Origin of the sequence: Gelria sp. Kuro-4 (assembly GCF_019668485.1) — a bacterium.
Classification (GTDB): Bacteria; Bacillota; DTU030; order DUMP01; family DUMP01; genus DUMP01.
The window spans coordinates 2,840,443-2,865,487 of record NZ_AP024619.1; the positions used below are offsets into that span (position 1 = coordinate 2,840,443).

The 25,045-nt window shown below is 58.8% G+C and carries 20 protein-coding genes; 6 read left to right on the forward strand and 14 right to left on the reverse strand.

Going from position 1 to position 25,045, the window contains the following annotated elements; translation table 11 throughout:
* Window positions 1-99 precede the first annotated feature (99 nt).
* The 5 genes from K5554_RS14170 to cmr1 are packed head-to-tail and all read right to left on the reverse strand — an operon-like array spanning window position 100 to window position 7,828.
* Window positions 100-573 carry a hypothetical protein gene (locus K5554_RS14170; RefSeq protein ID WP_221039101.1) on the reverse strand — a complete coding sequence of 158 codons (474 nt, stop codon included), beginning with the start codon at window positions 571-573 and terminating at the stop codon, window positions 100-102.
* Complete coding sequence (gene cmr4 / locus K5554_RS14175) at window positions 548-1,750, reverse strand: type III-B CRISPR module RAMP protein Cmr4 (RefSeq protein ID WP_221039102.1); 1,203 nt, start codon at window positions 1,748-1,750, stop codon at window positions 548-550. The genes K5554_RS14170 and cmr4 overlap by 26 nt, the downstream gene beginning before the upstream one ends.
* A complete protein-coding gene (locus tag K5554_RS14180; protein WP_221039103.1) occupies window positions 1,734-5,231 on the reverse strand; it encodes a hypothetical protein in 3,498 nt (1,165 codons plus the stop codon). Before K5554_RS14180 ends, cmr4 begins: the two co-directional genes overlap by 17 nt.
* The gene (locus K5554_RS14185; RefSeq protein ID WP_221039104.1) at window positions 5,224-6,636 is read right to left on the reverse strand and encodes an RAMP superfamily CRISPR-associated protein; all 1,413 of its coding nucleotides are present in this window, start codon (window positions 6,634-6,636) and stop codon (window positions 5,224-5,226) included. Before K5554_RS14185 ends, K5554_RS14180 begins: the two co-directional genes overlap by 8 nt.
* 1 nt (window position 6,637) lies before the next feature.
* Complete coding sequence (gene cmr1, locus K5554_RS14190; protein ID WP_221039105.1) at window positions 6,638-7,828, reverse strand: type III-B CRISPR module RAMP protein Cmr1; 1,191 nt, start codon at window positions 7,826-7,828, stop codon at window positions 6,638-6,640.
* Between the two features lie 900 nt (window positions 7,829-8,728).
* On the opposite strand from cmr1, the gene K5554_RS14195 reads away from it, so the two are divergent.
* A complete protein-coding gene (locus K5554_RS14195) occupies window positions 8,729-10,402 on the forward strand; it encodes a M20/M25/M40 family metallo-hydrolase (protein ID WP_221039106.1) in 1,674 nt (557 codons plus the stop codon).
* A gap of 89 nt (window positions 10,403-10,491) precedes the next feature.
* On the forward strand, window positions 10,492-10,893 hold the full coding sequence (locus tag K5554_RS14200; RefSeq protein WP_221039107.1) for a hypothetical protein: 402 nt from the start codon (window positions 10,492-10,494) through the stop codon (window positions 10,891-10,893).
* On the opposite strand, the gene K5554_RS14205 is transcribed toward K5554_RS14200, so the two are convergent.
* The 3 genes from K5554_RS14205 to K5554_RS14215 all read right to left on the reverse strand — a co-directional run bounded on the left by K5554_RS14205 (window position 10,890) and on the right by K5554_RS14215 (window position 15,349).
* A complete protein-coding gene (locus K5554_RS14205) occupies window positions 10,890-13,022 on the reverse strand; it encodes a hypothetical protein (protein ID WP_221039108.1) in 2,133 nt (710 codons plus the stop codon). The two genes, K5554_RS14200 and K5554_RS14205, sit on opposite strands and share 4 nt — an antisense overlap.
* Window positions 13,023-13,155: 133 nt before the next feature.
* A complete protein-coding gene (locus K5554_RS14210; RefSeq protein ID WP_221039109.1) occupies window positions 13,156-14,409 on the reverse strand; it encodes a DUF3794 domain-containing protein in 1,254 nt (417 codons plus the stop codon).
* Window positions 14,410-14,692: 283 nt separating this feature from the next.
* Window positions 14,693-15,349 (reverse strand): hypothetical protein, encoded by a 657-nt coding sequence (locus K5554_RS14215; RefSeq protein WP_221039110.1) that lies wholly within the window; start codon window positions 15,347-15,349, stop codon window positions 14,693-14,695.
* A gap of 316 nt (window positions 15,350-15,665) precedes the next feature.
* Between K5554_RS14215 and K5554_RS14220 the strand changes: the two genes are divergently transcribed.
* Complete coding sequence (locus tag K5554_RS14220) at window positions 15,666-16,517, forward strand: CAP domain-containing protein (protein WP_221039111.1); 852 nt, start codon at window positions 15,666-15,668, stop codon at window positions 16,515-16,517.
* 828 nt (window positions 16,518-17,345) lie between these two features.
* On the opposite strand, the gene K5554_RS14225 is transcribed toward K5554_RS14220, so the two are convergent.
* Window positions 17,346-18,119 carry a hypothetical protein gene (locus tag K5554_RS14225; protein ID WP_221039112.1) on the reverse strand — a complete coding sequence of 258 codons (774 nt, stop codon included), beginning with the start codon at window positions 18,117-18,119 and terminating at the stop codon, window positions 17,346-17,348.
* Window positions 18,120-18,190: 71 nt separating this feature from the next.
* Between K5554_RS14225 and K5554_RS14230 the strand changes: the two genes are divergently transcribed.
* The gene (locus K5554_RS14230) at window positions 18,191-18,358 is read left to right on the forward strand and encodes a hypothetical protein (protein ID WP_221039113.1); all 168 of its coding nucleotides are present in this window, start codon (window positions 18,191-18,193) and stop codon (window positions 18,356-18,358) included.
* A gap of 88 nt (window positions 18,359-18,446) precedes the next feature.
* Here K5554_RS14230 and K5554_RS14235 read toward each other — a convergent pair whose 3' ends face one another.
* The 5 genes from K5554_RS14235 to K5554_RS14255 form a co-directional block, all read right to left on the reverse strand.
* The gene (locus K5554_RS14235; protein ID WP_221039114.1) at window positions 18,447-19,526 is read right to left on the reverse strand and encodes a 6-phosphofructokinase; all 1,080 of its coding nucleotides are present in this window, start codon (window positions 19,524-19,526) and stop codon (window positions 18,447-18,449) included.
* A 66-nt stretch (window positions 19,527-19,592) separates the two neighbouring features.
* Window positions 19,593-20,807: a PLP-dependent cysteine synthase family protein gene (locus tag K5554_RS14240; protein ID WP_255565432.1), complete on the reverse strand. Its 1,215-nt coding sequence runs from the start codon at window positions 20,805-20,807 to the stop codon at window positions 19,593-19,595.
* A gap of 24 nt (window positions 20,808-20,831) precedes the next feature.
* Window positions 20,832-20,975, reverse strand: coding sequence for a hypothetical protein (locus tag K5554_RS14245; RefSeq protein WP_221039116.1), 144 nt, complete (start codon window positions 20,973-20,975; stop codon window positions 20,832-20,834).
* A gap of 211 nt (window positions 20,976-21,186) precedes the next feature.
* Window positions 21,187-21,888, reverse strand: coding sequence for a B3/4 domain-containing protein (locus K5554_RS14250; RefSeq protein ID WP_221039117.1), 702 nt, complete (start codon window positions 21,886-21,888; stop codon window positions 21,187-21,189).
* Between the two features lie 251 nt (window positions 21,889-22,139).
* The gene (locus tag K5554_RS14255) at window positions 22,140-23,735 is read right to left on the reverse strand and encodes an FAD-binding protein (protein ID WP_255565636.1); all 1,596 of its coding nucleotides are present in this window, start codon (window positions 23,733-23,735) and stop codon (window positions 22,140-22,142) included.
* A gap of 521 nt (window positions 23,736-24,256) precedes the next feature.
* On the opposite strand from K5554_RS14255, the gene K5554_RS14260 reads away from it, so the two are divergent.
* Together K5554_RS14260 and K5554_RS14265 are read left to right on the forward strand one after the other, a co-directional pair.
* On the forward strand, window positions 24,257-24,517 hold the full coding sequence (locus K5554_RS14260; RefSeq protein ID WP_221039119.1) for a DUF6364 family protein: 261 nt from the start codon (window positions 24,257-24,259) through the stop codon (window positions 24,515-24,517).
* Window positions 24,486-24,914 (forward strand): PIN domain-containing protein, encoded by a 429-nt coding sequence (locus K5554_RS14265; RefSeq protein WP_221039120.1) that lies wholly within the window; start codon window positions 24,486-24,488, stop codon window positions 24,912-24,914. Before K5554_RS14260 ends, K5554_RS14265 begins: the two co-directional genes overlap by 32 nt.
* Window positions 24,915-25,045: the final 131 nt, after the last annotated feature.

A 25,045-nucleotide genomic window follows, 5' to 3' on the forward strand; every position in this document is an offset into this window, starting at 1 on the left:
CTGGTCTGCTGGAGGTTCCCTACCCGACGCCATCCTATGTGCAGGGGTGAAAGGAGCCTGAAACAGGCCGCGTAGGCCTCCCAAAGACAAGACATACCCTCACCTCCCCTTCTTGCTCGCCTTGGCGGTGTAACGGGCGTAGATAAGGGCTTGTTCGAAGAGGTCCCGGACCAAGAACAGGGTGTCGTTCTTTCGAACAATATGGTCAGCCACATGAGATAGGATTTTCGTTTTTTGCTTTGAGACGCTCGCACTGTCGATCTTATCTAGGTAGCCGATCTGCAGAGCACCCAGAGGTTCCTTTCCTAGCATTACCAACAATTCACTGACCAAGACGGCAGCTGCCCTCTTCTCATCGTTTTCGCCCTCGTCGCCACTCCCGCAACGCCACAGGAGGAAAAGAAAGAGCGCGTACACTCCTTGCTCCTGCAATACCCCTAGAGCCTTGGTAATGAGGTTCTCCATGTCTTGAGCCTTCTTGTTTCCATCTGTCGGATCAATTGCTGCACTGATTTTTTGGGAGCATTCGGCTGCCAGGAAATCCAAGCTAGGAAGCGCAGTTTCCGCGCTCATTGCTTAGCCCCTCCTTGCTGTTGTCCATGAGCTTCTGTGGCTCAGCAGCCAGCTTGACTCGGCCGAACCCACGCGTACCCATGCCGCCGATCCCCAAGTGCTCGGCCCACTCCAAGCCTGCCCTTACCACGTCGGCCGGTGTTTCGTGAACTGGCGAAGAGCGGCTGGAAGCGTGAGTGTTGTCATTGCCTGGGTGCCAGCGGCAACTGTTCAGGTACGAACTCTCATACTGCTGGATCGCCGTTCGCACTGTGCTGGCAAACTCCTCGCGGGCTTTTTGCAAAGCATCCCCCGGAGCACCCTGATCCTCGGGTAAGGAATAGCCGCCTCGCTCTGTTAGTAGCTTCGTTATTTCTTGCTCGTTCTTACCAGCCAGCACCTTCTTCCATTCCTGAAGCCGGGCGTAATGAGGGAACCCTCCTCGGTAGTCATCCACTACTGCTTCAAACCACAGATACGTGGCCCGGGGAATGGCTTCGTAGGTAAACAGGGCGCGATCGGTCGCTGCGCCGGTCTCAGGGTCAATGCTGACGGAGGTCCTGACTTCAAGGTTACTGTTGACCACCTGGGAGAACAGCCGCTCAGGGATGATCACCAAGCGGTCCTGGACTGCTTGAAAGGGCATAGCGTTACCGTTCGTGGCCGATATCTTAGCACCGGGGGCAACCTCTAACGCCAGCCAGCCTAGGTTGAGCAAGAACCGGTTGCTAGGTGCAGCCTGTCCCGCAGGCTGGGCAGCAGTGGTCCAGGCCTCTGCATTCTGCTCCCCCTCGAGCTTGAACTGAAAGCCGGTTTCCTGAAGGAGAGAGAGCGTGGTGACCCAAAGAGGACCTAAGCGGGAGTAAACGGGGAAAAGGAGGATGCGCGCATCGCCGACGCTGACCACGCCCGCAAAACCGCCACCTTCGCTTTTGGCGTTACCAAAGGTGTAGCAGATGGGGCAGGTAACTTGACCACAGTGTTCTCCCTGTTTGGCACATTGCGGGCGGCCGTAGCGGTACGCTGCATAGTGTCGTAACGTCCCATGTAGTGTGGTGCCAGGGATCTTCGGCAAACGGGTGCCCGGCTCGCGCATGATGCTCAGGTCCACCCGACCCAGGCGGTACCCTCCTGTGCCGACATGGAGCGGATCCAAGGTTACCAGGAAATACCGGTACACCTCATACGGTAAGCCCATAGTCACCGTCTCCCCTTTCCACCTGGGAATCATTTCGCTTCAGAATCTCAAGGAAAAGTTCCACCGCGTCCGCCAACCAACCGCGGGCGGCATAGAGAGCGAGTTTCTCTGTATCCGGCCGTGTGCCCGGTTTCCAGGCCGCGGCGGCCACCATATCCCGACAGAACTGGAGAAATACTGTCTGCCCCTGCGGGCAGCTTTCACCCTGGAGGCCCCACTCCACCCTCTTGGCCTCGATGGTATCACGCAGGATATGAATCTGGTTGAGAGTCAAACCGCAGCGTAGTTCCCGCCAGATGTCCTCAAGTACATCGCACTCGTCCAGCAGGTAGGGACGACGCCCACGCAGCCTGCCACGGCGCCAGCCCTGATCATCGTAGGCGATTTCAAACCTGCGGCCGCCGGTGTCCAAAAACTCAAAGTCGAACGTGGTAGGAATAAACTCAATGCCGTGGTGCAGGATGTCATCTCGCGGCTGTATCACCTTGACATGCGCTAGCCCTCGCTGCGGTGCAATGCCCTCAAGAGCAACTAGGGGGTACCACTTATCGTCGCTCGTCCCGTCCCCCATCTTCAGCGGCACTCGCCAGATGGCGCGCCGGCCATCTGTGCGGCGGCGAAGAACCAGTTCTTGCCAAGTAGCGAAATGGGGATCCCCACGCAGGTAAGATGGAGCGACCCGCCCCTCCTTTGTGGCAGTGCTCTCCACATCCCAGACGGCGGGGGGTGAAGACACGCGAAGCATCCGGCGCCCGGCGTCGAGGATAACCCGAAGCGGTGTACGGCGGAAAGCAAAGACAACCCCGAGATGCAGGGCAAGGCGGGGGCGTACCTTGACCATCTCGCGCTCGTACTTCTGCTTGATGGACCGCACCAGTTCCAGGGCAGCCTGAGCCGGCACTAAAACCATGAAGGTTTGCGGCTCGGTGAGAATGGAAATGGAGGGGGTGTGATTGGACTCGCTCTTAACCTGTACGTCCTCCGCCCGCTCGATAGTGAAATCCCCCACCCGCTTGTCGGAACTTCCATAGCCGGTGGATTGAATCACTGAGAGAGGTTGCCCCAGATGTGTTTGCAACCAGTGTTGGACGTCCTCGCCTAGCTGCTGCGGCTGGCTGAGGTAAGCGAGATTATCTGCAGTGATAAAGCACTTCCGTTCTCCATCCCAGACCACGCTCAGCTTAGCTCCATCTAACAATAATTCGTAGGCCTGGTTGGCTGCCCAATCGCCTGGTTCCCGGCTATGCAGCTCCAGCCGACGAAACTTGCTCGGTTCCGAACGCTGCTGGAAGTCGTACATAGCCTCCTTCCAGAATTGACGTGTCGTTTCCCAGACACGCCGAAGGCGGGCGAAAGATTCGGAGTGAACCACCGGGGTAAGCGGTATTGTTTGAATTGTCGACAGGAAAAAGGTGCAGCCATCGCTCTGCCAACAACACACTTCTAAGATCTTCTTCTTAGCCTCTATGCCAGCGGGTCTTAAGGTGTGTTTATCGACTACGATGAAATCACAGCCAAAGATCTTAACCTTGCGCTCTGGTATTAACCGGCTGGTGATGGCCGCTTCTTTCTGCAGGTAGAGGTACAATTCCTCCCCCTCTTGAGCAAGTTCGACAAGGGTGGCCGTGAGAGTGCTCGCCTCTTTGTCCAACAACTGTATTGACAACTGGTCATGCTGAAACCTTCCAATGTCTGGCTCGTCACCTTCGTGTATACCAATGAGTTCCTGTTTGGCAGCATTCCAGTCGAGGTCGACACTCTTTCTACGGACCCTAACCCGCAACTTCTGGCCGTGTGAGGGTACTGCATCACCCAAGAAAGTCGCTCGGGCCAGAATAACGAACCTCTTCGTCCCCTTTTGGGGGTAGTGCATCCTTTCCATGAACTGCTCTACATCCCAGCGGCCCACCACCAAGGCCAGCCGTCCGTTAACGTCGGCGACTTCGTTAAGCCAAATGGTGTAGGCCTTGTCACCACCAGCGATACGCTTTACCCAATCGGCTGCTCTACCCTCTCTTAGTTTTAAGCAGGGACAACACATCTTTAATTGGCGCGACTGCTCTGAATACCTTTGCAGCTCTACCGTACCATCGCTTACCAATTCGGCTCCCCCACCTATGATGCGCACGCCGCAGTAAGGACAAAGCTCACCCTGCTTCTGTCCGGTAGTGGCGAAGGCCGCGAGATGGACCTCGGCAGTCGGCGGGTCCGTGATCCACTCGCGGATCTGGGTGCCAATGTAGGGCAAGTCTCCTTGGGGACCCCTGTTCGGGCGGTGGTAGTAGGGGCCAGGTGTTACTTCAAGATGGGGCTTAAGCCCATACACGTCCGCCAGTTTGAGCCCACCTGATACTGGGTCCTGCCTCGGTTTGTCATCCAAGTGCGTTTTTGCCGTCCACCATTCCGATTGCCAGTCCAGGTCTGGAAAGACATACAGGCTCCCATTCTCGTCCCGATAAACCTCAGTCGCCACCGGGTATTCTTCCTCCAGGAAGCGCTTCATGGCGTCCAACTCGTTTTTTAGAAGGCATTGCCGCGCCGCGAGGTCGGGGACGCTTACAGCCTGGTCCAGGAACTCCAGGCCCTTGAGGCCATAGCGCAGAATCCGCCAATACGCTTTCTGCTTCTCTAATTCCTGGTGGCTCGTGGAACCCTTCTGGTGAAGGCTCCAAATGCCGGCTTTCAAAAAAGCCATCCCAGAGTGACCAACATCCCATACAGTAATGTCGTTAAGCGGTCGCTGGGTGTCGGCCAGAGCCCGTTGCAACCAGGATTTGACTTGCCTTTCAAATTTCGAGAGGCGAAAGCTCTCTTCATCGGTAGCCAACATCACCTGAATGGCTTTCTCCAGTTCATCTTTGGCCTGGTCATAAATAGCGGGGTCAAGAACATCTTTTTCGTATCCGAAAGGGGTGGCCAAGAAGACGCGAAAGCCATCACTACCCGCCGGGTAACCGAGGGGGTGTTGGCAGCAAGAGATGCTGTCTTTCTCAGAACCAGAGACCCCGCCGTGGCAGGCGTTCATCAGGTGTGTAAGGTAGGAAGTAGAACCGCGTAACTGTTCGATACCAAATCGGCCGTTTTGGTCGGCCTCATACAGGAACTGCCAATCGTGACCCACGCCCAGGTACTCGAGCAAATCTCCCAGCCGATAGGTCCTGTCATTTAACGGCGGCGGCAGCTGGATCAGCGGCTGGGCTAGTTTGTGGCGGGTGTCAGGTTGTAGCACCGTTAAGGTGCAATCGTCAGGCCCGCCAAACCCCTTCTCCTTTGGCAGCCCCGAGCAGTCCAGGCTAGGGCAATCCACTTCTCGGATCAGCCCGACGACTTGTTGAAAAAAGTAGCATAATGAGCCCCTGTTCAGCATGCTCTGTACGAACACACTGGAAACCTTCCCTAGATTGTGCAGCAAAGCACCGGCCGAGGCCAAGAGCACGTCCTCGCGATACTGAGCCAGATCCTGCATTATCTTCTTAACCATAATTCTCACTCCTAAGCTCATTGAGGCGCTGCTTGAGCTCAATAAAACTTGTGAAGGATTTCTCAACCACGTTCGAGGGAGTAGGCTCTGCTCCCTGGGATTTCGGAAAGTTGGACCGGCCCACTTGCTCTAACCAGCGCCGGAAACGCTTGAACTCGCCCAGTGAACCGCCCCCGCTGGGCGCCGCATTGCGGTATTCGGTGTTGCTCAATAAACGTCGATCTTCACGAAGAAACTGCGCCCTGACGTGATTATCCGCGGTAAGGTATTTGCGGTACTCATCGGGAATATCAACCTGTTGAAGACCTTGTTTCAGTTCTTGATGTACGGTGCTGAGCCTGATAGTTCCCTCCCCCAGCACCTCACCTACGATGCCGAAACCGCCAGATGTTTTTGCACCAATGCCGTATAAAGTGAGCATCTTCTCGAGCCCCTCAGCCACTGCTTCCAGATCAGCCAATGCCTTAACCACCGACTTTTCACCGCTTCCTTCACATGGCCCAAAAGGCACATAGAAGATGGCAAATCGTCCCTGCTGACCTTTGGGAATGGTCTCCAGATAGATAGGTTTTGTGCCAGCACCGGATACCCGGTCATGGGGGTTGATTACCTCTAAACCGGTCTCGGCAAAAACCGTGGGGTAAAAATGCAGCCGTCCCGCCAGGTACCCTGTGGGCGCGATTCGTCGCAGATATGCCCTGTACTCCACTGCCAACTGAGGGCCGCCTGCTTGGTCCAGATAAGCATTGAAGCGGTCCGCACCATTCCCCTCCGCTGCCTTCTGTTCTTCCAACTCAACTTCTTTCTCGTTACCAAAGAGGCGGACGATCTGCAGCCGCCGGCGGATGAACTCTTCGCCAGCGGCATCCTGGCCTTGCTCGTTCCACCACTCAACCAAATTGCGAACCATACTGGCGCGCAGCGAGCCCTTCCACTGGGCGGGGCTGATGTAGGGCAGTTTAAAGACCGCTTCTCGCTTAATGGGGTTGTCTAGAAAATGAAAATAATTGTCGTCCTTGCTCAGGTAAGGTTTAGCCAAAGTAACGTGAAAATCCAGCGTCCAGGATCCCGGGGGAAATCCGGCCAGGCAAGGCGGACCGGGAATCAGCTGATTCCACAACGTCAAGCAAGTTGAGCTCGATCCCCTTTTGCTGCAGTTCTTGCGCCACCAATCCACAAGCCAATCTTTATCGACACCTATGATTGTTAAGTAGAAATGGAGGAAATGCGGCCACAGCCCATCTTTTTGAAACACCTTCGAAGTCAGCTCAGCCCGTTCCCGTTCAGCTCCCTGCTTCTCGTCTTTTGAAACGCCCTTTCCATCGATACGTCCTATAAGGGTCTGGATTGTCACAAGTTCCGCAGCATATTTCGCAGCCAGCCAAGCCAGGTATTCTTGCGGCACACTATCCCTCCTTCACAGCGGTGGAGGTACCCTGGGTAACGTTCATCAACTGACGCAGGAAGTGAGTCCCCACCAGGCCCTCAGTACACTCCTGCCAATCCACCCCGGTTATGCTGCCACCCGGGATGAAGCCCAGGACACTCTCTTGGGGAGATTTCAGGTGGGTCTGAAGCTTGTTGAGAAACAGTTGGCGGTTGAAACCTGAGGGAACAGTGTTACCTCTTGGCAGCCAGCCCCACAACCGTAACTCCCACATGGCCTTGCCGAGCGGATAAGCCCAGGAAACATTGATTCTGCCGGCCTGTCGCTTCTGGGAGCCCGCAAAACCGAACAACCATTTATCGACCTCACCGGTAGAAACGGCACCCGGCGGTGACCACAGCTTCTTACCCTCCGGCTCAAATCTCAACCAGTTCTTTACCAAAGGGGTAACCGGTACAGCAGAATAAGAGTGCGCGTGGCACCAATCAAGCACTTTTTTCCGCATGCCACCCAGGCCAGATAACCAGTCATCGGTGATCTTGAATCTGACTTTGGCAAAGAACATGTCCCTGAGATTAGGCAAAGCCTGTTGGTCTGGCCGGTCCGCGCGCAATAGAGTGTGTTGGGTAAGCTTGGCCAGACCTTCTTGAAACTGCTCGAGACCCGCTCCCTGGTCCGCTGGGTCCAGCAGCTCCACCACACCATAGCCGAGACGCGTTTTGGCCCCGATGGCCGCCCAGCGGGCTGCTATGGTCAGGGGGAAAAGAACCACTGCCGGTTCAAAGTGGGGACTCAGCCCGATGATTTCCAGGGTCGTATCCCTGCTTACACCTGGCTGGAGGGTCCAACCATGCGTACGGTCTCGAGGCTTGATAGGAAGGGAAACCACAGCCGTCCCTGTCCACTCAGCTGCCTGACCGACCTGTAAGCGAAAGCTCCGCCGCCTCCCTGTCGCACCAAAGATGGCACAACCTATACAGTAATGATCCGGATGGTCTTTGTAAGGGCAAGGGTCAACCCCGGCTTCATTTCCATGGGTTGGATCACAGACATAGCGCCCCAAGGCACGCAGCACCGCTTCCGTCCACCAGCGCAGGCTTCCCAGCAACCCTGTTTCCTTGATCTCGTTTGACTGGCGCCTTATGTCACCGGTCCACAAGGGAGTTCTTGGGACAAACGTCACCCGGGTGATAGAACCGCCCATCTCCATTCCCCTTCCTACCGATATCCTCACATATACTCAGTCAAGGGTTTTTATTAGAGTATTGGCACTCACGATAAGACATCCTCTTTTATGATAAGATTCCATAGATTTTGCTAAGTTCCTGCCACTTACTGTGTTCCGCCTGAAGTCGGGCATCCTAAGTCCCTCTTGCCCGACAATGCCCGCGGCCTTCGCGATTTAGGTTGGCCAGCGGTGGCCTGCGGAAAACTTTTTGGTAACGGGAAATGTAGTCCTCGAGCAAGGAGCTGTCCCAAAGCTGCGTCGTACCTCCAAGCGTGAAAGACCGAAGCGCCATTATCGCCATGAGTTGGCACCGCCTGTTCCCGGTTTTTTCGCGGCAGTAACACATCGCTGCACCGCCGCATACCAATGATGTAGGGCATCACTCCCGACTCAAGGCAATACCGGCCCAGAAAGGGGGATGGCATATGCCTGAAGGCTTCTTTGGTGGTTGGTGGTGGATCCTCATCATTATCATCCTCATCATTCTGCTCTTCTGTTGCTGCTGCTTCCGGCGTTAACTCAGCCAACACTTAATCGGAATAAGGAAACGTTCGGCCCCGAACCGGAGCGGTTCGGGGCCGCCTTGGATCATCCCCCGGGTAAGCCCGGCGCACGTTCGCGTCCCGGCGCAGATTGGATCGAAGAAGGCAACGACGGCTGCAGCCCGCGGGAAAGCTTGCAGGCCCGCTTGGCCTGGATAAGATTCGTGCGGCCGATGGACTTCCCGTCGCCCGGTCCAGAGAATTCGGCTACGGAAGCGAAGTACGTGTGATTGCTGGGTGCCTGCGATTCCCCGGCGTCGGGCCACTTTTTAGTAATATCGGCAAGCCGGCCGCATAAGCTGGGATTAAGAGAGAACACAGGAAAAAGGAGGTACCCAAGTTGCGGAGAACTAGGTGGTTTGCGGCCGTCGCCTGGACAATTGTCGCCGTATTTCTGCTCACGGGCACCGGTCTGGCCCAGCCGGCTCCTTACGTTGTCTCGCCTACGGTCCAGAACGCCTATCAGAAACTCATGTCCCAGCCGGCCGTAAAACAAGGCCTCGACTTCATCAAGGCCGACCATGACAACACCGTGGCTGAGCAAAAAGAAATCTGCGCTATCCCGGCTCCACCGTTCAAGGAACAGGTCCGGGCGGAAGACTACCAAAAGAGGCTTGCCGCCCTCGGGCTGAAAGACGTGCAGATGGACGGCGAGGGCAACGTGTTCGGCGTGCGCCCGGGGGTAGGTGGGGGGCCGAAGCTCCTGGTCGCGGCGCACCTGGATACCGTCTTCCCGGAAGGGACGGACACCACCGTCAAGGAGAAGGAAGGGAGGCTGTACGCGCCCGGCATTGCCGACGACTCCCGCGGGCTGGCCGCTCTCCTCTCCGTGGTCCGCGCGTTCAACGCCACCGGGATTAAGACGGCAGGGGACATAATCTTCTGCGGCAACGTCGGGGAAGAGGGGTTGGGCGACCTGCGGGGGGTCAAGGCCCTTTTCCGCGACCACAAGGATATTGACGGCTTTATTTCCATTGACGGCAGCGGTTCCGATGATATTACCTATTTGGCAACGGGCAGCCACCGCTACGAGATCACCTACCAAGGCCCGGGCGGCCACAGCTTCGGCGCTTTCGGCCTGCCCAGCGCCATCCACGCTCTGGGGCGCGCCATCGCCAGGATCGCCGATCTCCAAACCCCCAAGGAACCCAAGACAACCTTCACTGTGGGGACGGTGAGCGGCGGGACTTCGGTCAACTCCATCGCCGCCGAGGCCAAGATGCAGGTGGATATGCGCTCCAACAGTGAAGAAGAACTTCTCAAGCTGGAAGCCAAGTTCCTGGACATTGTCAGGCAGGCGGCCGTGGAAGAAAACGCGCGTTGGGGCAGCGACAAGCTGGCGGTGGACATCAGGCTTGTGGGCGACCGCCCGGCCGGAAGACAGCCGGAGTCGGCGGCCATCGTCCAGGCGGCGTGGGCGGCCGCGGAAGCCACCGGGCAGGCCCCCAAGCTGGATTCTCCCAGCAGCACGGACGCCAACCTGCCGATCAGCTTGGGCATTCCCGCGATCACCATCGGCGGCGGGGGCAAATCCGGGAACGGCCACGCCCCGGGCGAGTGGTTTGATCCCACGGGCGCCTACCTCGGGCCGCAGCGAATCTTCCTCACCATCCTGGGGCTGGTGGGTGTGGACGGGGTCAGCGAGCCTCTCTTGGCAAAAGGGGCCGGCCGGCCCCTTTCGCTGAAGGTTAACGGGTCGCCGCTTACGGCGCCGGTCGCTCCTTACCGGGCGGGAGACCAGGTGATGGTTCCGCTGCGCGCTGTGGCCGAGGCCCTGGGGGGAAAGGTGACCTATGACCAGGCCACCAAGAGCGTAGAGGTGAAGCTGGGCGGGCACCTGCTCAAGGTCGTCCAGGGCTCTGCCGAAGCAACTTTAGATGGCCGGGCGCTTACTTTCCCGGGGGCGGTGGGTGTTGTTCAGGACAGGACCACCGTGCCGCTGGAGGCTTTTTCCGCCCTGGGTATGAAAGCGGAAGTCGCCGAGGCCGGACAGGTGGTCGGGATAAGACAATAACGGGGAAAACTCCACCTCCCCGGCGGCACCTGGGCGGCGGGGGGTGCATATGGTATGCCGGAGCGGTGGTACTTGGGGAGGTGACCTGCATGCACTTTGACCGGGATGTCTTCAAGTATCCGGCGGTGGAGTACATCCCCCTCTATCCCTACACCCTGGCCCTGCAGCGGGAATGGCCCGGCGGCAGCCCGGAACAGGTTTCCCTGTACGTGTTTCGGGACCAAGAATCTCTGCAGAGCGAACTCAGTTCGCTCGGCATAACGTTCGCCGGCGAGGTGAACTTTGAGAACCACCTGGTTATCCTCACGCTGGGTTACCCGATAACCCACGCCTATTACCGTGGTCATACGGTAATCCTTTTGGGCAATCCTTTGCCCGGGGGCTACCACATCGCCCGCATCCCCCGGCGCTACTTTTACAAAGACCGCATCCATTTCGCCCTCTACGGCGGTAAGGCCGAGAAACTGGCCTGGACCAACATTGTCCTCTAAACAAGGACCAAATCAGCGGCCAGCACAACCCTGGCCATCACCTCGCGCCCCCAGGGCAGGCCGTGGGCCGTCAGCAGCTGGGGGCTCACTTCTTTCACCCGCAGCCCACCGCGGACAACAAGGCCCTGCCGGGCTGCCGGGCAGGGAAAGCTGAGCGCGCAGGACCTCTTTTCCTGCCAGCTCCGCACGATACCGTCGCGCCCGCTGTAGGTCACGCGCAACCGGAGCTCCCCCATACCCGCAACCTCTTCTTCTTCCGCCCGCCAGGTCCACCGGCCCACCTCCGCCGCAGCCTCTTCTATCTTAACAGCCGGGGGGTGCGGCAGCGCAACCAGCGCTTCAATCTCGGCCTCTTCTTCGATCAGGCCCAGGACGGGCTCCCCTTCCACGGGCCCCGGCCGTTTGACTGCAACGCCGGTAACCACTTCAACTTCTGCCGCGGTGTAAACCGCCGCCGCCAGGGTGACAACCCCCTGGACCGAGACGATCTCTCCCTCGTGGCTGAGGACGGCCGGCAGCACATGGGCGGTTACCTCGGCCTCGGGCTCCAACTCCGGTCGCGCGGCAGGAACGTTCAGGACGACCTGCCAGGGTAGAGCGGCGTGCTCGCAGCACTCCCTGCCGTCACCGGTAAGGTAGTAGACGCTCAGCTCCTGGTTGCCCGAGGCCAAGAGGCGTCCGTATGAAAGCCGCAGTTCTGTCAGGCCGGGAGTTACGCTGATTTCGCTTAAGCTCTCTGCCTTTGCGGCCAGCCGGAGGCTTTTTTTAAAGAGCTGATCGGCCTGCCCCCGTCCAACCAATACCTTTGCCGCCACCGGGGTGGTTGCCACGCTGAGGTGAGGAGCCGGTAGGCTTGTAACCAGCTCTACCGCCTCCTCCTTAAGCAGCTGCAGCTGAAAAGAACAGAGGAGCCGCACTGCGGGCACGCCGCCGGCGCTGCGTACGAATTCTGCGTTCTCCACCGTACCGCCCGCCTCGACCTGCTGGCCCGGCTGAGCGGCGGCCGCCGGCAGAAAGAAGCGAAGCGGAACCAGGGCCTGCGCCGTCCGTTCTTTACCGTCGGCGCCCACATAAGGAAGCTGCGCCTCCACCTGCCCGCTCACCAGCACCTGTCCCGGGTTGGGCTCGGCCGCAAGCCGGCGGATCCTCCCCTGCGGGGCACCCAGGTAAGTGACGGGATCCGGCAGAGGCAGAGGCGCCGTAACCAGTTGGCTGCCGCACGCCTCTGCCACCACCCGTCGTGCCTTGACCGTAACGCTTTTTGCCGCAGGAGTATGTTTGTCGGCGGAAAGAACATTGAGCCGTCGCGGCCTGGTAACCAGCACCCGGACCTTCTCTGCCAGGTTGAGCCTCAAGGTGTAGCCGCCGGCGAGAACCGCCTCCTCAGCCACTTCGCCCCTGGCAGAAACTTGGGGGCTCCCTCCGGCATAGGATCTTGGGCCGGTAAAAAGGTAGCTCCAGCTGCTGACGTGGCGCAGATGGTGCACGCGCCGGTCCTGGCCCAGGTAGAGCACCTCTTCTTCCGCCTCGCCGCTCACCACCAGTTGGGGCAGAATTTGCGCCTCCACCCCTTCTTCACGCACTTCAACCCGGATGATCTTTAGGGCCGGCGGGTCCAGAGGCAACAGCAGTTCACGGTGAAAGGTGCTCTCCTCCACCCCAAGAATCTCAGGCAGCAGCAAAGGCAGCCACGTAAGTTCCTGGGATGATCCGTCGACCGGCTGCACTGCCATGACCTTGAGCACTGCTTCCCCGTGAACCCTCACCTCCAACTGAGCCTGACGGTGTGCGGTGTTCAGCAGATAAGCCACCTCCCGCACCGTCGGGACAAGCTCAATGTGGCCCGGGGGGAGCTCCTCCTGCAGCGGAAGGGTAATGTTGAAAGCGCTTCCTCTTTCCAGAACCCGGAGCCGGCCGCCGGCGGCGGCGTAGCGGACCAGGGTGGTGAGCCTTCCCTCTACCACAAGCTGTGCCTGAACGACTTCACCGCTGATCTCCTCCACAGTTGCCGTGACCCGAAGAATGTCCGACGGCAGCTCGGGCAGGCGGACGGAACATACCAGGGGCAGAGGGAGGGTGAAGGCCCGCACGCAGGTGTAAACGAGCGGCGCATCCTTACCTGCAGGCATGTAACCCCTCCTCAGAGCAACTTCTTTTCCTAACAAGATATGGCCGAAAAACTGAAAAAAGACGCGAAGGACTTACCTCTTCGCGTCCTGCTGTTTCCTTGGGCTTCTCTTGGGCTTGTTGGGAAGGGCTGTATCACAATTCAGCGGCCTCAGCCACTGCCGCCTGCACCGTCTGCAGTACCCGCACGTGAAGTTCCAGCATCACCTTCTGGCGTAAGCTGTCGCCGCTGGAAGAAAGTTCCTGGACAATCCCGTTCACCTTGGGGGTTACCAGAGCCGACATGCCCGGAACCGCCTCGCCGATGGCCACATAACCCATAAAGGGTACCTCTTCTTCCCGTTCGTAATTTATATCGTCGACCCCAGTGAAGTAGATCCTTTGGCGCAGGATACCCTGTACGATGACCTTACCTGGAATTACGTCGGCGGCAACGCTGCCCACTTCGGCCGTCACCTGTTTGATCCTCTGTGCCGTGGGTGCCAGGACACAGGTGCTCTCGACCAGAGTGTGCAGTTTATCCTCGCCGACTACCTGTTCGGCTTTGATCAGGGTGGTGCCTGGAGCCAACGCCAGCTCAACATCCTCCGTCACCTTAACAAAGAGTTCGAAGGCCACCTGGAAAGCGAGCGCCGTGCCGTCCGGCGAAAGTTCGTACAACACATCCTCAACTCTTGAGTTGACCTTGCCCGTCATGCCAGGGGCCACGCCGGGCACGTCCACCAGCGTGGAAAAAACTATATCGTCGGCCTGATGGTGTTCCAGGTTATCGTCCAGACTCACGTAGCAAATCTGACTGCGCACACGTCCCTCGACAACGACTTTATCTTCGATGACATGGCTGTCGGTGACAACGACTTGTGCGGTGGCATCGGTGATCTTCAAGGCGGGGGCGGCCAGCGCCACCGTGCTCTTGCTCACCTCCTGGACGGTGTTTTCCCCCCGTACTTGATGGAAGAGATACGTGACGCCGCCGCCCTCCTGCAGGTTCAGCTGGCGGGTATCGCCGACCTTGACCAACATCTCCAATACGGCCTTAAGTGTAACGGTGTTCCCATCCGCCGCCAAGTCCGGCAGGACCTGCTCGACCGTCGGGAACACTTCCACATTCATGCCCGGTTGGGCTCCTGTTATAACCACATAAGTACAGAACGGGAGGTCCTCAGCCTGGTGGTGGACAACGGTATCGGTACCTACATAAAAAACATGCTGGCGGATGATCCCCTCCAGGATGACGTTATCTTCAATAACGTTTGCGACCAGGTTTGTAACGTCGGCCGCGATGCTCCGAATCTTAACGGCAGGTGTTGCCAGCGTCACAGTAGTCTCGGCGAGAAGCCGGCCGGTGTTCTCGCCCACCATTACTTCCGTTTTTACCAGCGGGCTCATCTCTTTCGCCTCCTGAGCAAGCTCTTTAAACCGATCGCCCTGCTTACTTCCTGCCCTGCTACAGTATACGGCCGGGGGGCGGAGTGTGCTTCCGGCGCCGGCGGTAATATTTGGCTGGTTCCTCCCCCTGTGTTCTCGTCACAGGCAGGCGGGCCTTACAACTTACCGGAGAAAGCGAGGTTCTGACAGGGGCATCTGTCAGCCGGGGAGAAGCTCGAACGAGCTTCTCCCCGGCTGTGTGTGCAGCCCATGTTGAACTGGGACATCAGGAACGGAGTGCAGCCTATTCTTCTTTTTGCAGGGGCGCTGCAACCAGCGGTTTCTGCGGCGGGAAGAGATTCGTCGGCGGGCAGGGGAATTCAGGCTGCGGCCGAGCCTCGCAGACGGCCGGTACGCAGAAGCCGAAGGTCGGGACGCAGAGTTTCACGAGAGCCTTGATCTGGATCTCTTTGCAGAGCTTCTTGGTGCAGAGGAGGACGTTCAATGCCGGGTTGTCGGGATCGGGGATGATGTCGCAACGGCAGAGGGAGTTGACGATACGGCACTGGCCGAAGGTTCCATTGGGCGCATAGAGCAGGACGGTGTTGAAGAAGAACTTGGGACCGACGCGGGCGGTACAAAGGACGTTGCCTAACGCGTCTCTGATCGTGAGATCGAAGACCAGGCGCTGTCGTACAGTGACGTCGGCGAAACCCCTGGCGTCCGGCGGACCGATGTTGATGACCTCGCAGCGGGTTTCGGGAAGGCCGGTGGCCGGGTCGATATCAAAAACAAAGCTGCACTGGACTGTTGCACCGGCCGGCAGCGGGTTGGGGCAGGTGGCAGGAACAGGCTCTTCCTCGACGATAACGTCCTCTTTAATGCACTGGTCGTAGACCTTTAAGACCTCAATGCAGTCTATTACAGATGTTGCAAGTTCGCAAGTTACGCCATCCGGCATATATGCTCCTCCTTTTCCTGAGCAGGGCTTTAATCCCTTTGCTCCTCTCGAGCTGATGTATTATATGAAGACGCCCCTCAAACGGTTAATAATTAAGAGTGAGAATCCCTTTTTTCTTGGAAGGCATGACAGGCATGACGGCCGGCGCTTCCTCTTAGTCCCAGCCCGGCTGACTTTTCCGTGCGAAGGACGTCCGCTCCGAGCAGCAGGCGCCATCAGGCCAGACGCCCGTCTCTACCCGCCCTACGCTTTTGCCGGCGCCGGAATTGCAACTTATAATACTGCTTAGAGTTGTGATGTATAAGGAGGGAACCAGGTGAAAAGGAAGGAAGGAACTGCTACGCTCCTGGCCGCTTCAACCCTTGTCCTCAGCCTAACCATCTCCACCCCGGCCCTGGCAACAAGCAGTTACGGAACGCAGCAATGGTATCTGAACTACCTGCAGCAGTACTCGAGCGGCCGATTCAGGCCTGCACAGCCCACCCCGGCCCAGCCGCCGGCCCCCACCGACCCGGATGCAACCTCCCCGGGTGAGCCCGCAGAACCGGCCGCACCAGCTCCACCGTCCACCCCTCCGGCGACGTCCCCCACTGCACCGGTTTACTCCAGTCCCACCGCCGGTCAGTCGGTCAACGACTGGTACCTGAACTACCTCCGGCAGTACCAGTACACCAGACCTTATGTTCCCGCGCCCACGCAGCCGGGTACCTCAAACCCGCCCGGTCAACCTTCCGCTCCTTCCGATCCGGCGCCAAACGACCCAGATGTTCCTACTTACCTTACGCCGGAGGAGCAGGAGCTCCTGCAGTATATCAACGGGGAGCGGGCCGCGAACGGCGTGGGAGTAGTAACGGTTGATCCCGAGCTGGTGCGCGTAGCCCGGTTGAGGGCCGAGAAGCTGGTAGAGCTGGGCGGCATCCAGCACAACATTCCCGGCTACGGCACGGCCGGTAAGCAGCTTACCGGAGAGGGCTACAAATACGCCTATCTGGGAGAAGACCTCGCAGCCGCCGGCAGCGTTTACCAGGCGCACAAGCAGCTTGTCAAGAGCAGCCCCCACCGGGAGATCATGTTGGAACCCAAGTTCACGAAGGTCGGCATCGCCGTTGCCCGCTGGAAGAATCGGCCCGGCGTTGTGGTTGTAGAGATCTTTGTGCAGCCTCTATAAGACCGGCATTCTTTCAGAATGAAGTGAGCGAGGCCCTGCACGTTAACCAACCTCTGCTCGTTCGTGAAAAGACCTCGCGTCTGGAGCGCGAGGTCTTTTGATCAGCCTGCGAAGCCCGCTCACGTAGGATTCGGCACGTGACGGCCGCCCCGGAACTTGCACCCCTGACCGGTACCGGAAAGCAAAATCCGGCATAGTATGGTAGTGGACCTTTAGCCGGCCGGCCAGGCTCTACATCTGCTCTTCTTTGCGCCTAACAATGCACGAGCCCGGGCCGGCACCGCGAAAAAACGCTGAAGCCGGAAAGTCCCTTGGAATAGTAAAGGGGGAATCACAGTGACTGACAAAGTTGCCCAGCCGTTCGTACCCGAGGAAGTTCGGGAATACTTTCTGCAATTCGATCTGACACCCGAGGCGATAGCCAGCCTCTATAACCACCCAGAAGCGCCGTGGCCGCCCAGTAAGGAGCCTCCACCCTCCACACCCGCTCCCGGAGGTTGAGGGAAGTTGGCATAACCGGCTGGCAGCCGGCAGCAAGACCGGAGGTCAGTTCTCTGAAGGAGGGATTCGTATTGGCCGGTAGCGCTGCCCCGTCGTCTGTACCGCAGCAGGTTCTGCAATACTTCCTGCAATTCGGTTTCACGGCTGCGGCTGTGACCAAACTCTACACCCAAGACTCTTGGTCGGAGAACAGCTTTACACCCACTACCACAGTTGTGACGTGCTGAGGTAAGTGGGATTAGCCGGCCGGCGGCGGGCAAAAAGACCCCGGGGCATCAGTTTCCCCGGGGTTGTCGTTTAGTCCGGCCCCCGGCCGGATTCATCCCCTCAGCCTCGTCCCGGCATGCGCCATACATATGGTGGAATGGTCTCGGCGCCGCGCAGGACACGCGGCATCCGCGGCATTGATCCTGACGCCCGCAGTGGCGGCGGCGGGTAGTCCGGGCTCGCTCTCTGTGCCCGGTGAAGCTCTGGGGCTATGTTCTCCGCCGCAGGAACAAGATCCTTGTCAACAAAGGGGCTTCGTTCATCAGCTGGACCAAGGCCTGCATCTGTTTCCTCCGGAACTTGGTAAGGCCGAGGTGGAAGACTCACTTTCTCCGCGGCCGCTGTGTCCGCCGCTGGAAGCGCCGTTTTCTCCTGTTCCTCCCGCCTTAGGATGAAGATCTCAATGTCGCCTCGTATTACGACCTCGTATCTTCTGCTCGCAAACACAGCTCCCGTCTTCGCTTTTGGCGCCCCCGCCCGCTCTTCGGCCAGTCCCGTCTCCGTCACCATACAGGTAAGATTTTCGGAAAACCTGGCCTGAAGCCCCCCCTCCGCCCTTGTTGCGGTTGCTTCTTCACTGGGCGCGAGGCCGATTTCCTGGACGAAGTTCCGGTACACGCTGGTCAGTTGGTACTCGCCCGGAGTCTTCGCTTTCTCATAGCAGGCAACTAGCTCAAGCCTGCCGAACGCCAAGACTTTACCCTTGGCGACAGGGTGGAGATAGATCCGGCTTGGTTCGACTTCACAGGTGACAAGTCTCCCTTCGCCGGCGCTGGGAAGTTGATGGACACAATCGAACGGTTCTCGCCTCAATATTTGCGGCTTGGTCGGCAACTTTCACCCTCCTTTCCCCTCACTCAATTTCTTGGGTTTTTACATTAATACTATGCACGCGGAACGTATACGTGCCAGTACATCCGGTGCGAGGGGCCGACGGCTGCGCCGGCGCGGCGAATGCTCATGGGGCCGGCGGCGTCCATGCGGAAAAGCACATCCTCGGGCTGTGGGAGGGCGTCACGGAAAACAAGGTCGTTGCCTGGGAGCCGGGTAGGATCGTCGGCGACGATTCGTAGACATCAGCTACCTACCAATGTTGCTGCTCTGGACGATGAGCTGCCAATCCCCAGGGGCTAGGTGAGCCTCTATTCTGGTGGAGGGCGGTCAGTCGCCTAAGGAAATGCCCAAGGCCCGGGCGGTTTTCACCAGTTGGCCCTCCGGCGGAACGCTGCGGGTACCGCGAACGGCCAGATTCAAGGGTACGGCTTCGATGTCTTGTCCCTTAAGGCAAACCATTAATCCATGCTGTCCCGACATAGCTAGTTCAGCGGCCATGACGCCGTAGCGGGTGGCGAGGACCCGGTCGAAAGCGGAAGGGGATCCGCCGCGCTGTAGATGACCCAAGACGAGGGCGCGGCACTCAATGCCGGTGGCGTTCTCAATTAGCCCGGCCAAGACAGGACCGATGCCCCCCAACCGGATTTTAGTGTGGGCGGTGGGTATTTGCTGACGAATAACATAGTTTCCTTCAGGATCTTTTACTCCCTCTGCAACTACGATGATGCTGAAGTGTTTGCCTTCGTGCTGCCGTTCCTTGATCTTAGCGATCACGCTGTCCAAGCGCCATGGTATCTCCGGAATGAGTATGACGTCGGCTCCACCGGCAATGCCGCTGACCAAGGCGATCCAACCGGCATCACGACCCATGAGCTCAAGGATCATCACCCGGTGATGCGATTCGGCAGTGGTGTGGAGCTTATCCAGTGCTTCGGTGGCCGTGGTTACGGCCGTATCAAAGCCGAAGGTTTGGTCCGTGGCTAAAAGGTCGTTGTCGATGGTCTTTGGGACCCCGATTACCCTGGCGCCTCTTTGGGCCAGCTCATAAGCAATGGCTAGGCTCCCGTCGCCGCCGATGGCGATGAGACAGTCGATGCCGTTTTTTTGTAAGTTCGCCACGGCCTGACCAGACATATCACGGTAGTCGATGCCTTTATCCGTTTGGACAGGAAAATGGAAGGGATTATCACGATTGTTGGAACCGAGAATGGTTCCGCCGCGGTGCAGGAGACCGGAGGTATAGTTGCTGCTAAGGACAACGCTTCGGTTTTCGATTAAGCCGGCATAGCCGTCTAGAAATCCGATCACTTCCCAGCCACGGCGTAAAGCACAGCGGGTGACTGCGCGAATCACGGCGTTAAGGCCGGGGGCATCGCCGCCGCCGGTTAGCACCCCTAAGCGTTCCATGATTTTCCCTCCTCCAATGCTTCGCTAAAGAATTAGACCGCGGACTGCTCGGGGTATGCGCTCGTATTAACCTCGAACACGCTGAAGCCGGGCGTCGACGGCCGCCACCTTTGCCCGTTCTTCAGCCCACCAGCCGGGGCTGCGCTGGGCATCCAGTTCTTCTACCGTTTTCCCTTGCTGCTCCACCCAGGTATAGTACTTAAGATTGAACCAGCGCTCACGATTGAAGCGCGTGCCTTCTTGAATGTAGTCGAGCTTAACCCCGCGGAAGATGCTGTGGAAGCGGGCCGCGGCCTGCTCGCGGTCGAGAGGCCCGAAGCGCCGGTTCAAGTCCGCCATTACGGAGCGGTAGCGGTCAATGGAATCAGTCAGGATGGTGACAACATTGGCGCTTCCCGGCAGGCGCCAGTACTTCGCGGCTTTGATCGCCCCGAGCACGTTGGCCACACCCGAGATTCCGAAGATGGTCGCCATCTCCCGCACGGCAGCTTCCCGAATCCCCGCCCGCGAAGTCAGGTACTCCATGCCTACGGGATCGGTGAGAAGCTGCAGCCCCAGCTTCGCCTCCATGTCGTCGATGCACACAAGGGCATCCATGTTGAGGACGTTGTGGATCCACGTGACGTGCTTGTCGCCGATGCCCTGGATATCGTGGTCGCCGTATCCGTTGCAGTAAAGAGTAGGGCACTGCACCGGCTCCAGGCCGACAATTTTGGTCTCGGGGAAAATTTCCTTTAACCGGTCGCCGGCAGCTATGGTTCCGGCCGAGCCCATCCCCGAAACAAAGGCCGCGCAGCGACCATCGCCCAGCCCCCGGGACTTAAGCGCCTGAACAAGCTCGGCAATTGTGCCGCCGGTGACGTAATAGTGAAAGCGGTAGTTGGCCATCACCTCGAACTGATTCAGCACGCGGATGTGCGGCTTTCGCGCCAGTTCCTTGCACTTTTCGTAAATCTCCCGCACACTGGATTCGCAACCTGGAGTTTTTATGTACCGGCCGCCATAGCGTTCGATAAGGGCAAAACGTTCCCGGCTCATGTTCTCGGGTAAGATGACTACGGCATCGTAACCCATGCGCCCCGCCACCCATACGCCGCCGATGCCGTAGTTCCCGGTGGAAGGATAGACCAGCGTGTCTCGCCCCGGCCAGATGCTCCCCGCCAGCTGGTTCTCCATAGTCACTGCGTAAGTGGCCCCCACCTTGTGCGAGCCGGTAGGAAAATCACGTCCATAAAGGACGACGATATTGGCCTCGATACCTGTAAGCTCTTGCGGAAGCACGAAGCAACAGGGCGTGCCGTCGGGTTACCGCCAGGTGATGTTGTAGAGGTTCACCGGGTCGAGCGGCGCCGCCTCCCTGGCCGTAAGCGCCCGCTCCCTGACCTGAGGGGCGATCCTTTCCGGGTGAAGCATCTCTTCATATGTCGGGCCCCAGATAAGCTGCTGCATGTTCTTACAGACCTCCTCCCTTGAGAAAGATTATATCATTTGCCTTTTGTTTGAGGCGACACGCGCGGAAGCTTCTTCACCTCCAGCTTTTCCACTTCCAGGCGGGCACCCCCTGGCGCTTTGCCATCCCTACCGCTCCACAGCAACGGCCGGCGAGCCTTGCACGGCAGTCAAGAGCCGTTTCAGCCGTGCAAACGCTGCCGGCCGGATGCTACCAGGAAATCTCCCGGTGGGTAACGTCCAGCAGGAACGCGCGCGAGTCCACGCCGAAGTAATCCTTCAAGCCGTCCTGAAAGTCCCTAAGGACCGCCTCGGCTGCACCGTCCTCCAGGTCACCAAGCACCTCGGAGATTAAGATGATGTTCCTCGTTTCCCGCCCGATCAGCCCGGTACGCGCCTGGCGCCAGACAAAGTGGCGCGTTAGAATGGTACTCCCATCGGCATAAGCCACCTCGCCGGAAGGCACCTCTTCCGGTTCGGACGCGTCTAAAGCCAGAAACCAGTCACCCTGCCGGGTGAGCCGCAACTCAAGCGGTCCCTGCAAAGCGGCCAGATCAAAGCCTCCCGCCGGAACCATATGGCTAAGAGAGACGGCGTTATAGAAGTCCACCAGGGGGTTGATGCGGAACGGCCCGCCGCCCTTCAGCGCCCGGCGCAGGATCGCCTCAATAGAACTGGGATACTGCTTGACTGGAATCCCCAGGGCGCGGAAGCGCTCGCGCCAGGGCCGGACCCTAGGATGCGACTGGGCATTGCCGTAGACCGCCGCCTGCTGCGCCGCAGCCCAGGTCGCTTCCCAGCGGGAGTTGACTTCCGCCCGCTCCTCGTGGTTGTTCACTCCCTGCGCCACAACAGCAACAACCTTTATGCCGGGAAAGAAGTCGAATATCCGCGGCTGGATTATGAACTTCATAAAATCGATCAGCCTGGTTCAAAAGAGCTGACTGTTCTGCGCAGCAGCCGGCCTCCCTGTAACCAGGCTGTCACTCCTTTCAGGTTTTGTTTTGCCCGCTCCCGGCAGCCGGCTTTGCGACAGGGAGGCCTCGGCCCCGGGAATCCCACCCGGACGGGAGAACAGCGACCACCGGGTGCAACGAGAAGGTAGGCTTAGAACTCGAACACTTCTTCCGGCCGGAGCACCAATACCCGCGTACTGAAGCGCGCTTACTGCCGGTCCTTTTCGCACCTTGGGTATCCGTCTTCACCTCGGCGTACCCTGATGTTGCACCGCCACGCGGGACCGCCTTCGGCGGGGAAGTCTTCGCGGTAGTGGTTTCCGCGGCTTTCCTCCCTAAGGAGGGCAGAACGGGCAACCATAAGACCGGCAAGGATAAGGTTCTCCGCCTCTAAGGCTTCCCGGATTGCTTTCGGCGTCTGTGCCTTCAAGTCTTGGGCCCTGGCCGCCAGATCCTCCAGATCACGGATGGCCGTCTCAAGGCCTTTTGCGGTGCGCAGCACGCCGAGGTGCGTGCCGGCCACGTGCTTAAGACGGCGCTTAAGTTCCGCAGGGCGGGCGCTCTGTCCTTCCTGCCATCTCTTAAGGCGCTCTTGCGTCAGGCCCGCAGAAGGAAGGGATGACGGAGGAGACGTCTTCCAAGCATCACAGGCTGCCGCCTGTCCGGCGCGCCGGCCGAAGACCACGGCTTCAGTCAAGGCGTTCCCGCCCACGCGGCTGGCCCCATGTACCCCGGCCGTTACTTCACCACAAGCAAAGACACCGGGAACATCCGTTTCGCCGGAAGGACCGACGGCCGCCCCGCCGCAGAAGAAGTGTTGTGTAGGCGCCACCGCCACCGGCTCCTCGCGCAGGTTTATCCTGCTTGAGGCAATCCGCTTGAGGTCGGCGACCAGAGTTCCTTGCCACCGCTTTTCAGGAAGCCGGTTAAGGTGAAGGTAGACGGTTCGTCCGGCCGCTATCTCCTTGGCTACCGCCTGGGCGGCGCGATCCCGCGCGTAGCGTTCTGCTCCCGCCATCGAGCTCAGGCCCCATTCAGGCAGCTTCTTACGCAGGAACTCTTCGCCCAGGTCGTTGGTAAGCGGCACTTCATCGGCCAAGGAGAGGGGGATGAACCAGCCCGGCAGCTCCGGGTCGGCAAAGCCGAGCGGAAAGAACTGGACGAACTCCATGTCCTTCAGCGTTGCGCCCGCACGGTAAAGAAGGGCGTAACCGTCCCCCGTCGTGCCGGGCGGGTTGTCCGTCCGAGCGTAGAGCTGTCCTGCCCCGCCTGCGGCCACCACCACCGCCCGGGCCGGCACCTCCTCCACCCTGCCGCTCGATAGGTCTAGATATGCCACTCCCACGCAGCGGCCGGAAGCAAAAAGGAGTTCGGTGACCATGGCCTGTTCGTGAACAGCAATGCCCCGCTCTTTAACCGCCTTGGCCAGGGGCAGGGTAAGGGCGGTGCCGGCGATGACCTCACGCTTGGCATACTTGGCGACCGAGGCCAGACCTTTTCCCACATCGAGCTTTACCCCGTACTCGGTGAGGCCCAGCACCGCTTCCGGTCCCTCCGAAACCAAGACGTCCACCAGGACAGGATCATTGACCCAACGGCCGGTCTTAAGTGTGTTCTCCTTATGCTTTTCTGGAGGGAAGCCTCCTAAACCGAGGCTGAAGCCCCCACCCGACACGGCGCTTGAGTTCCCCAAGCCTAGGGTGGTTTTCGATAAGACTAATACCTCGGCCCCTTCCCCGGCAGCGGCTAAGGCCGCCGAAAGGGCCGCTCCTCCGCCCCCGACAACTACGACATCCCAAACCACGCTCAATTTCCCCTTCCTCAAGCTGCCTTTGAGCCATATATTGGCGAATTTTTTGCGAAATCCTGCCGGAACTCGGGCAATTTCAGGCCTCTTTCACGTATCCCCGCAACCAAAAGGCGGCGCAAAGGTCAGAAACGGATTGCGGTGCCTCTGTAATAACCTTTCCTTGGCGTGAAGGGTAAAAACGTATCGGTCTTGCCGGGCTAAGTTGCTGATGAGCTCCAGTACCTCCGCATCGGTCGTCACTCCCCCTCCTTAACAGAATCATATTCTTAACCCGGAACTATTTCAAGCTATTGAATTACTTGGTTAACCTATAGCTAAACAAGAAAACACAGAACGCGCGCACCGCTGCCGTGCGCTCTGCCAGGGGCGAAAGCGATCGCCACCGGGTCCTTGACAGCCGCAGCGGCGGCGGCCAGCTGCATTCGCACTGCACAAAAGGATGACCCGGCTGACAAGTAAAGGCTGTCTCATCACGTAAAAATGTGTTATACTGATTTACGTGGAGGTGGAATGCGATGGAAACGCAGAATGTCACGCTGTCTCTACCCAAAGAGTTACTGCGTCAGGCGAAGCACCTTGCCATTGAGCAGGGTACTTCCCTTTCCGGCTTACTCGCCCAACTGCTGAAAGAGGCGACAAAGAGCAAGGATGAATATGTGGAGGCAAGGGAGCATCACCTTGCTGTGCTCAATAACTTAGATCTGGGCACGGAAGGGAAAGCCGGTTGGACCAGGGGTGACTTACATGTCCGCCAGCCGGGACAGACAGTTTGTTGATACAAATGTCCTTGTTTATGCCCATGATGCCTCGGCAGGAACAAAACACGAACGGGCGAAGTCTTTGCTGACCGAGTTCTGGCATAAGGGCACAGGCTGCTTGAGCGTGCAGGTACTCCAGGAATTCTATGTGACAGTCACGCAGAAGGTGTCCCGCCCGCTTTCGACCGAGCTGGCTTCTCAGATTATCCGAGACCTGGCCTGCTGGCGGGTTCACGTGCCCGAGCCGGTAGATATTTTACAGGCGATTGAGCTCAGCACACTCTTTAAGATCTCGTTCTGGGACGCCATGATTCTGCACAGCGCCCGTACCTTAGGTTGCCGCATCGTTTGGTCCGAAGACCTAAACCCGGGGCAGAACTACGGCGACATGAAGGTACTAAACCCGTTCTCCTGACGTGAAGCATAACTGCCGTTCTCTTACAGCCCGAGTGGGGTATAAAAGGAGCAGGAAGCTCCGGAAAAGCTTCCTGCTCCTGGAGGGCATAGCGGCCACGCCCTTAGGTAAAGAGGAGGCGCCATTCTCCC

Coding starts and splice junctions, on each gene's coding strand:
- K5554_RS14180 (WP_221039103.1), bottom strand. CDS start 5,231: ATGGTTAAGAAGATAATGCAGGATCTGGCTCAGTATCGCGAGGACGTG.
- K5554_RS14245 (WP_221039116.1), bottom strand. CDS start 20,975: ATGCAGCAGCTTATCTGGGGCCCGACATATGAAGAGATGCTTCACCCG.
- K5554_RS14170 (WP_221039101.1), bottom strand. CDS start 573: ATGAGCGCGGAAACTGCGCTTCCTAGCTTGGATTTCCTGGCAGCCGAA.
- K5554_RS14260 (WP_221039119.1), top strand. CDS start 24,257: ATGGAAACGCAGAATGTCACGCTGTCTCTACCCAAAGAGTTACTGCGT.
- K5554_RS14265 (WP_221039120.1), top strand. CDS start 24,486: ATGTCCGCCAGCCGGGACAGACAGTTTGTTGATACAAATGTCCTTGTT.
- cmr1 (WP_221039105.1), bottom strand. CDS start 7,828: ATGGAGATGGGCGGTTCTATCACCCGGGTGACGTTTGTCCCAAGAACT.
- K5554_RS14250 (WP_221039117.1), bottom strand. CDS start 21,888: ATGAAGTTCATAATCCAGCCGCGGATATTCGACTTCTTTCCCGGCATA.
- K5554_RS14205 (WP_221039108.1), bottom strand. CDS start 13,022: ATGCCTGCAGGTAAGGATGCGCCGCTCGTTTACACCTGCGTGCGGGCC.
- cmr4 (WP_221039102.1), bottom strand. CDS start 1,750: ATGGGCTTACCGTATGAGGTGTACCGGTATTTCCTGGTAACCTTGGAT.
- K5554_RS14210 (WP_221039109.1), bottom strand. CDS start 14,409: ATGAGCCCGCTGGTAAAAACGGAAGTAATGGTGGGCGAGAACACCGGC.
- K5554_RS14215 (WP_221039110.1), bottom strand. CDS start 15,349: ATGCCGGATGGCGTAACTTGCGAACTTGCAACATCTGTAATAGACTGC.
- K5554_RS14200 (WP_221039107.1), top strand. CDS start 10,492: ATGCACTTTGACCGGGATGTCTTCAAGTATCCGGCGGTGGAGTACATC.
- K5554_RS14235 (WP_221039114.1), bottom strand. CDS start 19,526: ATGGAACGCTTAGGGGTGCTAACCGGCGGCGGCGATGCCCCCGGCCTT.